The organism is Streptomyces globisporus C-1027, from assembly GCF_000261345.2.
Classification (GTDB): Bacteria; Actinomycetota; Actinomycetes; order Streptomycetales; family Streptomycetaceae; genus Streptomyces; species Streptomyces pakalii.
Genome location: NZ_CP013738.1, coordinates 7,491,669 through 7,503,747 on the forward strand (window position 1 = coordinate 7,491,669; position 12,079 = coordinate 7,503,747).

Annotated in this window: 9 protein-coding genes; 2 read left to right on the forward strand and 7 right to left on the reverse strand. The window is 72.7% G+C overall.

The window, feature by feature from the left end:
• Positions 1–27 precede the first annotated feature (27 nt).
• Positions 28–1,515 (forward strand): HAD-IA family hydrolase, encoded by a 1,488-nt coding sequence (locus WQO_RS33135; protein WP_010062463.1) that lies wholly within the window; start codon positions 28–30, stop codon positions 1,513–1,515.
• A gap of 58 nt (positions 1,516–1,573) precedes the next feature.
• Here the strand turns inward: WQO_RS33135 and WQO_RS33140 are convergent, their stop codons facing one another.
• The gene (locus WQO_RS33140) at positions 1,574–2,443 is read right to left on the reverse strand and encodes a class II fructose-bisphosphate aldolase (protein ID WP_010062464.1); all 870 of its coding nucleotides are present in this window, start codon (positions 2,441–2,443) and stop codon (positions 1,574–1,576) included.
• Positions 2,444–2,528: 85 nt separating this feature from the next.
• Positions 2,529–3,416, reverse strand: a complete 888-nt coding sequence (locus tag WQO_RS33145) for an SIS domain-containing protein (protein ID WP_006129465.1) — start codon at positions 3,414–3,416, stop codon at positions 2,529–2,531.
• A 272-nt stretch (positions 3,417–3,688) separates the two neighbouring features.
• Between WQO_RS33145 and WQO_RS33150 the strand changes: the two genes are divergently transcribed.
• Positions 3,689–4,453, forward strand: coding sequence for an SDR family oxidoreductase (locus WQO_RS33150; protein ID WP_010062465.1), 765 nt, complete (start codon positions 3,689–3,691; stop codon positions 4,451–4,453).
• Positions 4,454–4,570: 117 nt separating this feature from the next.
• Here WQO_RS33150 and WQO_RS33155 read toward each other — a convergent pair whose 3' ends face one another.
• From WQO_RS33155 to WQO_RS33175, 5 genes are all read right to left on the reverse strand, one after another.
• Complete coding sequence (locus WQO_RS33155; protein ID WP_237274193.1) at positions 4,571–7,489, reverse strand: DUF5682 family protein; 2,919 nt, start codon at positions 7,487–7,489, stop codon at positions 4,571–4,573.
• Complete coding sequence (locus WQO_RS33160) at positions 7,486–8,616, reverse strand: ATP-binding protein (RefSeq protein ID WP_010062466.1); 1,131 nt, start codon at positions 8,614–8,616, stop codon at positions 7,486–7,488. The genes WQO_RS33155 and WQO_RS33160 overlap by 4 nt, the downstream gene beginning before the upstream one ends.
• A gap of 101 nt (positions 8,617–8,717) precedes the next feature.
• Positions 8,718–10,106, reverse strand: a complete 1,389-nt coding sequence (locus WQO_RS33165) for a VWA domain-containing protein (RefSeq protein ID WP_010062467.1) — start codon at positions 10,104–10,106, stop codon at positions 8,718–8,720.
• Positions 10,103–11,524 (reverse strand): hypothetical protein, encoded by a 1,422-nt coding sequence (locus tag WQO_RS33170; protein WP_032748946.1) that lies wholly within the window; start codon positions 11,522–11,524, stop codon positions 10,103–10,105. Before WQO_RS33170 ends, WQO_RS33165 begins: the two co-directional genes overlap by 4 nt.
• On the reverse strand, positions 11,524–12,042 hold the full coding sequence (locus WQO_RS33175; protein WP_032748926.1) for a hypothetical protein: 519 nt from the start codon (positions 12,040–12,042) through the stop codon (positions 11,524–11,526). Before WQO_RS33175 ends, WQO_RS33170 begins: the two co-directional genes overlap by 1 nt.
• Positions 12,043–12,079: the final 37 nt, after the last annotated feature.

A 12,079-nucleotide genomic window follows, 5' to 3' on the forward strand; every position in this document is an offset into this window, starting at 1 on the left:
CCCCCGTTCCCCTCCGGGAGACCCGCCATGTCCCGTGCCCGCCGCGTGCTCGTCGTCGGCATCGACGGAGTGCGCCTCGACACCCTGCGCCGGGTGCCCACCCCCCACCTCGACGCGGTGGCCGACGCCGGCTTCCTGGCCCCGGTGACCGTGGGGGAGGGCACCCCCACCATGTCGGGCCCGTGCTGGGCCACCGTCGTCACCGGCGTCCGCGTCACCAAGCACGCCGTGTGGAGCAACGACTTCAGCGGCCACCGCCTCGGCGTCTTCCCGGACTTCGCCACCCGCCTGGCCCGCCAGGACGGCCGCCGCACCTATGTCGCGGCGGCCTGGGAACCGCTGGTCACCGTCGCCGACGGCGGGCCGATGTTCCGCCGCCCCGCCCGGCTCACCCACCACGCACCGGCCGCCGACACCCCGGCCGCCTGGGAGGAGGCCGACGCCTCGACCGAGCGCGACGCGGTGGCCGTCCTCACCCAGGAGGATCCCGAGGCATCCTTCGTCTACCTCGGCGCCCCCGACGAGACCGCCCACCACCTCGGCTGCGGCGACGCGTACGAGTCATCTGTCCGGGCCGCCGACCGCCGCCTGGGCGACCTCCTCGCCGCCCTGCGCGCCCGGCCCGGTTACGGGAACGAGGCCTGGACCGTCCTCGTCGTCACCGACCACGGGCACCGGGACGAGGGCGGCCACGGCGGCGACAGCCCGGCCGAGCGCACCGCCTGGCTCGCCTGCGCCGGCCCCGACATCACCGCCGGGGCCCGCCCCGCCCGCCCGGTCCGGCACGAGGACGTCGCCGCCCAGGTGTACGCGGCCCTGGACCGTACGCCCGACGCGCACTGGACGCTCGACGGCCGGGAGGTGCCCACCGTGCCGCGCGGTGTCCTCCTCGACATGGACGGCACCCTCGTCGACACCGAGCCCCTCTGGCTGGAGGCGTCGCGCGCCGTCGCGGCCGCCCACGGCCACCACCTGACCGAGCAGGAGGGCGCCTCGGTCCTCGGCCGCACCTGCGCCGACACCGCCGCCGGCCTCGTACGGCTGTGCCCGGATCCCACCACCGTCGCCGGGCTGGAGACCGAGCTGGAGGACACGTTCCTCGCCGCTGTAGAAGCGGGTGTGGAACTGCGGCCCGGAGCACGCGCCCTGCTGGACCGGCTGGAGAGGGAGGGCCTGCCCGCGGCTCTGGTGTCGGCCTCGCCGCGCCGGGTGGTGGACACCGTCCTGCGTACGTTGGGCGGCGAGGCGTTCCGCACGACGGTGGCGGACGGCGAGAGCGACCGCCCCAAGCCCTTTCCGGACCCCTATCTGAAGGCGGCCGCGCGTCTGGGCCTTCCGCCCGAGGCCTGCCTGGCGGTCGAGGACAGCCCCACCGGGGTGGCCGCGGCGGAGGCGGCGGGCTGCCGGGTGCTGGCCGTGCCCTCGGCGGCGCCGATCGAACCGGCCCCGGGTCGGCGGGTACGGACGGACCTCACGGCCCTGCTGCGGGAATGGGGACCGGAGGAGCCGGGGTGATGTGAAGACACCGGTGGCCGGCGGGCGCGCTGCCCGCCGGCCACCGGTGTCCTGGTTCTCACGCGGCGTGCACCCGCCCCTGGGCCAGCACCGCCATCAGCCGGGCGACCGTCCGGGCCATCGCGTCCCGGCCGTCCGCCAGATACCGGCGCGGGTCCACGCCCCGGTCGTCCTGGGCCAGCCGCTCCCGTATCGCCCCGGTCATCGCGATGTTCAGCGCGGTCCCGATGTTGACCTTGCGGATCCCGCCCGCCACGGCGCGGGCCAGCTCCTCGTCGGAGGCCCCGGACGAACCGTGCAGCACCAGCGGAACCGGCACCGCCGCACGCAGCCCGCCCAACAGCTCGTGGTCGATGACGGCGTCCCGCGAGGTCATGGCGTGCGAGGTGCCGACCGCCACGGCCAGCGCGTCGATCCCGGTGGCCGCGACGAACGACCGCGCCTCCTCGGGATCCGTACGCGCCCCGGGTGCATGGGCGTTCAGCGGCGGCTCCCCGTTCTTGCCGCCGACCTGCCCGAGCTCGGCCTCCAGCCACAGGCCCCGCTCGTGCGCCCAGACGGCGGCGGCGCGGGTGGCCGCCAGATTCTCCGTGTACGGCAGCCGCGCGGCGTCGAACATCGCCGAACTGAAACCGCAGTCCGCCGCCCGGTGCAGCAGCTCCGTCGACTGCACATGGTCGAGGTGCAGGGAGACGGGGACGGCCGCCTGGTCCGCGACCTCCGCCGCGGCGCGCGCGATCGGCCGCGGCCGGCCCCGGTGATAGGCGACCGCGTTCTCACTGATCTGCAGGATCACCGGCGACCCCGCCGCCTCGGCGCCCTCGGCGATGGCTTCCGCGTGTTCCAGGGTGATGACGTTGAACGCGGCGACCGCACGGTGCTGTGCGGCCGCCTCGGCGATCAGATCGCCGGTGGCGGCGAGGGGCATGGCGACTCCGGGATGAGGCTGGGGGACTGAGGAGCGATCGGCGGGGAAGGGGCGGGGCCCGGTGCGCCAGGCCGTGCCGCTGCCGTCAGGCCGTGGTGCTGAGGATGACCGAGCGGGTGAGGTGGCGCGGCCGGTCCGGGTCCAGGCCCCGCGCGTTCGCGATGGCCAGTGCCAGTCGCTGCACCCGGACCAGCTCCGCCAGCGGGTCGAGGCCGCCGGCCACCCAGCGGGCGCCGGTCGCGTGCACCTCGTCCATCAGCCCGGACGGGGCCTCACCGAGCATCCAGGTCGCGGTGGAGCGGGTGGAGATGCTGATCGGCCCGTGCCGGTACTCCATCGCCGGGTACGCCTCGGTCCAGGCGAGCGCGGCCTCGCGCATCTTCAGCGCCGCCTCGTTGGCGAGCCCCACGCTCCACCCCTGCCCGAGGAAGGTGAACTGGCTGCACTCCACAAGCCCGGCGGGCAGCGGCTCGGCCAGCGCGACCTGGGCGTCCTCGACGACCGCGTCGCTGTGCAGACCCAGATGGGCGCGGAGCAGGGTCAGCGCCGACGTCGCGAAGCGGGTCTGCACGACGGACTTCTCGTCGGCGAACTCGAGCACGATCGTGTCGTCGGCCATGGCGGCCATCGGGGTGTCGGGGTCGCCGATGACCACCGTGCGGCGGGTCGTGTCACCGATCCGGCCGAGGAGTCCGAGCACCTCCGTCGTGGTGCCGGAGCGACTCAGGGCCACGACCCGGTCGTAGGGGCGCCCGGCCGGGAACTCGGACGCGGCGAAGGCGTCGGTCTCGCCCTGGCCGCTGCCCTCCCGGAGGGCCGCGTAGGCCTGGGCCATGAAGTACGAGGTCCCGCAGCCGACCACGGCGATGCGCTCGCCCGCCGCCGGAAGCCGATGGGCCAGCCCGTCCGCCATGCCGGCGGCCACCTGCCAGCAGTCGGGCTGGCTGGCCAGCTCCTGAGCCACGTGCGTCATCTGTGCTCCCTGTTCGCGGCGGTAGATGCTCGAAGCTGCATTTTAGGCAAGCGTTTCACGCAATATCAAGCAGATGAACGCCAGGGCTGTAGGCCAGGCGCGGCCTGCCCCGCCCCGACGGCGGGGTCCCGAGGGGGATCGGTCGTCACAGGCCGTCACCGCCGATGGTGGGGTGTGCGCCACTTCGCGGTCGCGGATTCCGTCGTGGCCGATGGGTAGAGTGACTGCGTTTCGCGAAATCTGCGGAAGGGCCGAGCTAGGGGGAACGATTCATGGGTTCGCTGACGGGAAAGGTCGCGTTGGTCACGGGTGCCAGCCGTGGCATCGGTCGGGCGATTGCCCGGCGGCTTGCGCGCGACGGAGCCCTGGTCGCCGTTCACTACGGTGTGCGGGGAGATGTGGCGCAGGAAGTGGTCGAGGAGATCGCGAATGCGGGCGGTCAGGCTTTCGCGGTGGGTTCCCTGCTGGGGGTGCCTGGAGACGTCGAAGCACTGTACGAGGGGTTCGGTGCGGGAATGGCGCACCGGGGAGAAGACCCGGTGCTGGATATTCTGGTCAACAATGCCGGTGTGAGCGGATCGGGGCGCATAAGTGACGCATCGCCGGAGGTTTTCGACCGCCTGTTCGCGGTGAACGTGAAAGCACCGCTCTTCCTCATCCAGCAGGGTTTGACCCTGCTGCGGGACCGAGGCCGGATCATCAACATTTCGTCGGCCGCCGCCCACCGGTCCTTTCCGGAGTCCGTGACCTACGCCATGACCAAGGGGGCGTTGGAGACGTTGACGCTTGCGGTGGCAAAGGAAGTGGCGGAGCGTGACATCACGGCGAACACCGTGGTGCCCGGTTTCGTGGAGACCGACATGAACGCCCGGCGACGCGAGACGCCCGAGGCCGCGGCGGTTCTCGCCGCGCACTCCGTGTTCGGCCGCATGGGCCAGCCGGCCGACATCGCCGACGTCGTGGCCTTCCTCGCCTCGGAGGACTCCCGCTGGGTCACCGGCCAGAGCATCGACGCCACGGGCGGCATCGGGCTCTGAGGGGGACGGACGGGCCGGTGCCGGGCTCGGAGGGGCCGACGGTACGGCTCCGGAATCCGGGCGGCGGACGGGCCGGTGCCGGGGCGGCTTCGACCGCCCCGGCACCACGCACCACCCTCACGCGCCCGTGAGCAGCGACTCCCACGCGATCGCGGTATGCGGGTGACGGGTTGTCAGTACCGCGCCGGCCGGGCCCGCCGGCTCTTCCTCGGAAGCGGCCCACGTGCCGTCGCAGCCCAGCAGCTCCGCGACCGCGTCGAGCGTTCCCGGGTGGGCGAAGAGCAGCGCGGCACCACGGCCCCCGCCACCGGCCGCCCGCACCCCGCCGCCCGGCGCATCCGCCTCCGGCGCCTCCCGCCACGGCGGCACCCACGCGTCCAGCGCCGCGAGCCGGGCCGGGAAGATCCGCCCCGCCTCCCGGACCAACACCGGGGCCAAGTCCGCAGCTCCGGCGCGCAGGGTCGTGATCAGGCTCGGCAGCCAGGGCAGCAGAACCGGGTCCGGCAGCCGCCCGAACGCGTTGGACACCGCCTCCACCACCACGTCCGCCAGCCCCGGCACCGGCACCAACGCGTGCACGAATCCGCTCAGATAGCGCGGATAGGCGGGCACCACCATCGGGTTGGCCAGCAGCTCACCGCAGCGCTCCCGCAGCTCGGCCCGCGACAGTGCGCCGAGCTGCACCTGTGCCGCCCACAGAAGCGCCGTCCGCTCCGGATCCGTGGGGCGGGACTGGGCGACGGCCAGCTCCAGCTGGGCCCGGTCGCAGCCCAGGGACAGCGCGAGGCTCTCCATGCTGAACAGGAAGCCCAGCATCGCCGCCACCTGCCCCACGGTCGCGTCCTCGTCGGTGAACGCCGTCGGCAGCAAGGTGCAGTAGTGGGCGTAACCGGCCTTGACGAACGACTCCACCCACGGCGGCAGCACCGGCTCGGCGGTCCGGTAGTACGCCAGCAGCCCCCGCACCCGGCGCAGCACCTCAGGGGCCCCGTCCACCGTGCGCTCGGCGGCGAGAACCTCCAGGGCGCGGGCGCCCAGCTCATCGGCGAGCCGACGGCTGCCGAGATACAGCGTCGCGTCCTCGACGGCGGCGAGGACGCCCGCCGTCGTCGCCCGCGGCCCGTACGCATCGCGGCGCAGCCGCTGTTCGAGGACCTGCTCGATGCTCACGCCCTCGTACCCGAGCTCGATGAGCGCCCGCTGATGGGTGCCCAGCGCCAGGTCCCACGACTCCTGGATCGACCGCTCGCCGAGCTTCCGCTCACCCATGATCGGCCGGGCCGCGCCGTGCGGCATCAGACGGCGCAGCATCCACAGCACGTCCGAGCACACCCCCAGCTCCGGGCGGGAGTTCATGTCCAGCAGGGCTCGCTGCACACCCCGCTGCTGGAGCTTCAACTCCAGCGGGGCGAGCCGGTCGTGCACATCGCGGGCCAGCGGCGGCAGCGCGTCGTAGCCGACCCGGCCGATACGGTCGCCGCCCATCATGATCTCGACGAGCCGCCGCACGTCGCGCCGCCCCGGCACCGCGTCCTTCTCGATGCAGGTGATCGCCGCGTCCTGGAAGTCGTACGGGGTGGGCTTGGCCCGGTCCCGCATCCCGGCGAGCAGGATCGACGTCTCGAACACCGCGATGGCGTCCGCGGTCGACGCCAGATAGCCGCTGCGCCGTGCTGCGCGCACGATGTCCACCGACCAGCCCAGCAGCTCGGCCTCGTCCAGTGTGTCGAGGACCGGCGGCCGCCGCAGGAACCCGGAGAGCCGGTCCTCGGCCGCCTCCGGCGGGGGAGCGGCGACGGCGGGGGCGGCCTTCTTCGTCGCGCGGGACTTCTTCGCGCCGTCCTGCCCGGCCAGCCGGTAGGGCTGCACCCGGGTGCGCTTGAGGTTCTTCGCCCACTGGGTCGCGGCGATCGACACCGACCCGGGGGCCAGCCCGAACTGCGCCTCGATCGCCGCGTGGCTGGACGGGATCAGCCCGTGCTGCCAGGTGGTGGCGGACCGGGGGGAGATGGTGAACGGTCCGCTGCCCGCCACCCCGAACTCCTCGACGCGGCTGGCCGCGTGGAAGGCGCCGCACACATACAGGCAGTCCTCCGGGTCCGCCCCGTCGGCCGCCAGATGTTCGCGGATCCGGGTCCACATGTACCGCTCGCGGTCCTCGTCCACCCGGACCCGGTCCCCGTCGCCGGGAGCGAGCCGCCGGAACAGGCTGCCGACGAGGAACATCACCTGGCGGTAGGCCTCGTGATCGCTGTCGCCGAGCGGCACCTCGACGTACTGGTGCCACCACTCCGACCAGTGCCGCACCTTGCCGTGGCGCAGCAGATGCTCCTCCAGTTCGGCGAAGCGGGGCCGCAGGTCGCCGATCTCCACACCCACCGCCTCACCGTGCAGCGCGGCTTCGGGCTCCGGCACCCCGTCCGCCGGAGGGGACGGCTCCAGCGGGGTGCGCTCGCCGTGGCGGCTGTCCCACTGGAACACGTGGTCCGAGGACCGGTCGACGAGGACCAGCTCGACGCCGGGGGTGTCCAGCGCGTACGCGATGGCCTGGTACTCGGCGGACGCCTCGGTGATCGGGGCGACGACCGACAGCGGCGCCCACTCGGCGGGGAACCCGTCGACGTCGCTCGCGAAGGCCTGGACCGCCACCGGAAGGCGGCAGTTGCGCAGCTCGTCCAGGAGCGGTGCCATGTCCTCGCACAGCTCCAGATACACGACCTTGGGCTGCTTCTCTCGCAGCCGGCGGGCCATGGCCAGCGCGGAGGCGGGCGAGTGGTGGCAGACCGGGAAGATCTCCAGCGGTTCGCGCACCGCCCGGTCGACGTCGTCGACCATGCCGAGGAGGATGCCCTCCAGAGCGCCGGGCCCGTCGGCGAAGGCGGTCGCGGCCTCGTGCAGCTGCTCGCGCAGCGCCGCGAAGGACGCCTGCCCGGGGCTGATCGCGGACGGCCGCGCGGTCCCGTTCGTGGAGGGTGTCCGACCGGTACCGTTCGTGGATGGTGTCCGGCCGGGCCCGTTCGTGGGGGACCCGGTCATGACAGCGTGGCGATCGTGTCGCGGCCGCCGTCCAGGAACTCCGGCCAGGAGCCGCCCTCCTGCTTGCTGCGCGGCTCGACGACACCGTGCAGGTACTTGTTGAAGATGGCCAGGTCCTCGGGGTCGCGCCGGGCGAGGGAGCCGACGAGCGAGGAGGCGAGGGCCTTGGCGGTCAGCGTGCGCTCGCCGAAGAAGTTGCTGTGCAGGACCGCGTCCTCCAGCACGCCGATCTGCTCCGCCGTCGACAGCGAGGACTCCAGCTTCTCGTCGTCGCTGCCCGCCGCCGCTGCCGAGGCCCGCAGATCGGCGAAGCTCTGGAGCAGCACGTCGAGGAGCGTCGGCGGCACGTCCAGGTCGATCGCGTGACGGCGCAGCAGTTCCTCCGTGCGGAAACGGACGATCTCCGCCTCGCTCTTCTTGTTCGTCACGACCGGGATGCGCACGAAGTTGAAGCGGCGCTTCAGCGCGGACGACAGGTCGTTCACGCCCCGGTCGCGGCTGTTGGCGGTCGCGATGATCGAGAAACCGGGCTTGGCGAAGACGATGTTGTCGCCCGCGTCCGTGCCGTCGCTCTGCAGCTCGGGGACGGAGATGTACTTCTCTGAGAGGATCGAGATCAGCGCGTCCTGGACGTCGCTGGTGGAACGGGTCAGTTCCTCGAACCGGCCGATGGCGCCCGTCTCCATCGCGGTCATGATCGGCGACGGGATCATCGACTCGCGCGACTGTCCCTTGGCGATGACCATGGACACGTTCCACGCGTACTTGATGTGGTCCTCGGTCGTGCCGGCCGTACCCTGCACCACCAGCGTGGAGTTGCGTGAGATCGCGGCGGACAGCAGCTCGGCCAGCCAGCTCTTCCCGGTGCCCGGGTCCCCTATCAGCAGCAGACCCCGGTCGGAGGCGAGGGTGACGATCGAGCGCTCGACGAAGCTCCGGTCGCCGAACCACTTCTGCGAGATCTCCCGGTCGAGACCGTCGGCACGCTCGGAGCCCAGGATGAACAGCCGGACCATCTTCGGCGAGAGCCGCCAGGAGAACGGCTTGGGGCTGTCGTCGATCGACTCCAGCCAGTCGAGCTCCTCGGCGTACTTGGTCTCGGCGGGGGCACGCAACACGTCGGACATCGGAAAGCCTTTCTGAACAGGCGGGAAAGTGAAAGAAGGAAAAGAGAGACACGACGGGGGAGCGCACGCGATGACGGGCGGCGGTCACACCCCGAGGGGCCTCAGGTGAGGAACGTCTTGAGTTCGTGCACGAGCTTGTTGATGTGCCCGGAGACCACGGGTGTGCCCAGGGCCTTGAACCGCTCCCGGAACCACGGGTTGACCTCCTGCCGCCCGGAGCTGGTCACCGAGCCGACGGGGATGAACTTCACCCCGGAGCGGTGCACGGCCTCGATGCCTTCGAACAGCGGCTGGGAGCGGTCGAACTCGTAGAAGTCCGAGATCCACACCATGACGGTGTTCTTCGGCTCGGCTATCTTCGGGCGCGCCATCGCCATCGCGACGGGGCCGTCGTTCCCTCCGCCGAGATTGGTGCGCAGCAGCACGTCGAACGGGTCGTGCACCCACGGCGTCAGATCGATCGAGCGGGTGTCGTAGGCGATGAGATGCACGTCCACCTTCGGCAGACCGGCGAAGATCGAGGCGAGAATGGTGCAGTTCACCATCGAGTCGACCATCGAACCGGACTGGTCCACCACGACGATCAACCGCTGAGGTGTCGTCCTGCGCACCGTGTGCCGGTAGTAGAGGCGGTCGACATACAGCCGCTCCTCCTCCGGACTCCAGTTGGTCAGGTTCTTCCAGATGGTGCGGTCCAGGTCGAGGTTGCGGAAGACGCGCTTGGGCGGAACCGAACGGTCCAGCTCGCCGACGGTGGCCTTCTCCACCTGCGTACGCAGCACCTCGGCCACCTCGTCGACGTAACGCCGGATGAGGGACTTCGCGTTGGCCAGGGCCACACCCGACAGGTTGCCCTTGTCCCGCAGCAACTGCTCGATCAGCGACATGCTCGGCGTCAGCCGCGCGGCCAGCGCCGGATCGGCCAGCACCTCCCGCAACCGCATCCGCCCCACGAGGTCCGCCTCGATCGCCGCCAGCTCCGGCCCGAGGCCGCCGCCGTCGAGGCCCGCGCCGCCGGCCCGCCCACCGCGAAGCCCGCCCGGCGGACAGCCCAGCGCACGCTCCAGCCACCCGGCATCGGACTGCCAGCGCGCCAACTGCTCGGCGCTCACCGCGCTCGAACCGGTCGCGAAGACATTCAGCAGCACCTTCGACACCAGCGCGGCACGCCGCACCTCCGCCGCCCGGTCACGGGAGCCCTCTCCAGCCTCCTCCGGCACCATCAGCCCGTCGAACTCGGCGGCCAGCTCGGGATGGCGCTGTACGACCGAGTCGAGCGACGTCCCGGGATCCAGCAGCGCGGACGGCAGGCCGATGTCCTCGACCACTCCCAGGCTCGCCGACTCCAGGGCGGGCTGCTCCTCGCCGTCGAGGAGACGGGCCAGGAGCCGCCAGTACAGCACCTGACGGCGGTTCTCGTACGGGTCGGGCCCAGAAGGGGACAGGTCTGCGGCGAGGCCGGGCGACTGCCCGGTGAGGTTCTCGGTCATTTCCGCAACAGCCTTCCGGCGCGCTCGCGCAGCACGGCGACGGCATCGGTGGCGGCCTTCTCCGCCCGGACACCGGCCTTGTCGGTGGTGCCGCCCGCCCACGCACCGGCGTGCACGGCGACGGTCTTCTTCCGCACGGTCGTCTCGACCGCGAGCGGCTGGAGGAGGAACTCCCCGGCATCCCAGCGCAGCAGCCCGACGCAGGCGTGGGAGGCGGCGACCGCCTCGGTCGTCAGCGGACCGGCGGCGGGCATCCGGTCGGTGTCCACGGACAGGAGCTGCCCGGCGAGATCGAACGTGAGGCGGCCTTCCTCGCTGTGAGCGGCATACCCCTCCAGCAGCACCGGGACGGCGATCCGCACGGGATGCCGGTCCAGCGGAGCGACACGGGCGGCCGTCGCGGCGGACAGCCTCACCCGCGCCGTGGCGAAGGGATCGGCCGGCTCACCCGCACGGGCCCGCTCGTCGTCCCAGAGCAGATCCCCCTCGGCGGTCACCGGCATGGCGTCCAGCTCCATCGAGCGGCCCTCGCTCACGGCACCGAGCAACGACATCCGGGGACGCAGCAGCTGCCACAGCCCCGCCCCGACGACCGTGTCGGGCTTCGGCGCCGACACCCCGGCACGCACCAGGCGGGGTGCACCCCCGTCCGCCGGCTCGACCACGGCATGGACCTGGGCCTGGACGGCCGTCGCATGCTCCTGCACATCGATGCCGAGCGGCAGCAGCCGACCCGTCACCGAGCCGTCGGACCGCTCCCCGGCGGAGCCCGGCACCGTCAACAGCAGGGCGCGCGACCACAGATCGGCCCAGCGGCGCATCGGAACGCGCTCCAGGGTCGCCCCGGGGCAGGACGCGGCGAGTTCGGCGGCGAACCCGTCGAGCAGCGTCGCCCGGCGGCGCAGCTCCGGAACGGGCAGCATCGCGGAGACCACCGGGGCGGCCCCGGCGACCAGCTCGTGGTCGATGCCCCGCCAGCCGCTGCGCGCCAGGTCGCACAGCCAACTGCGGGCCGCCGCGTGGAGGTTCGCCCCGCGCTCCGGCCCGGCGGCGGCCGGGGCCGACTTCTCCCCGGCGACGGCAGGAGAGGGCTCCCCCTCAGGAGCGGGCCTGCCGACCGCCTCGTCGATGCGCAGCGCCAACGCGTCGTGCACGGAACCGAGCAGCGCACCGCGCGCGGCGGCGAGCGCCACGAAGTGCTCCTCCCCGGCGGCCCCGGCCGCAGCCCGCTCCGCCGCCTCCGCGACCCGCGCGGCCAGCGGCGTCCCGGCGACGGCCTCGGCGAGTCCGGCGACCGCGGCCGCCTGGACGGCCCCTGGCCGCAGCAGACCGGCCACCAGCGCCCCGTCGAACGCGTCCACGGCGGCGAGCGCCTCGTCGAGCCCCTCGACCGGATCGGCCAGCAGATCCCCGCGCATCAGGCCAGCGCCCGCGTCGGTGGGAACCACTGCATCTCTGGCAGCGGCGAAGTGACCGGGGCCAGTTCGAGATAGGCGAGGTGCCGCAGGAACCGGCTGAACACCTGGGCGGCCGCCGAGGAGTCGTCCTTCACCGGCCGCGTCGCGGTCATGGCGGCGGTGAGGGACTGCGCGTCCGGTTCCCCGTCCGGGGGCACCACCGCGAGATAGCGGGCGACGCGCTCGGCGCCGTACTGCAGCACCGCCTCGGCGACGAGCGCCTGGATGTGCTTGCAGAACATGCCGCGCGCACCGCCGCAGGGCCGGTTGTTGTTGGTGCTGCACGCGAACGCGTACGTCCGCGCCGCCACCGACGACACATACACCCGCCCGATGTCCGACCCGCTGGAGACGACCCCCTGCAACCGCCCGTCGGCCAGTTCGACGAACGGCACCTTGGCCAGCTTCCGCGGGCGCGCGGGCGCCATCACCCGCGCGGTACTCGACTGCTCCCAGACCGACAACGCGCCAACTCCCATGTATGTGAAAGGGGACGTCCACGCCCTCTCGGCGGGA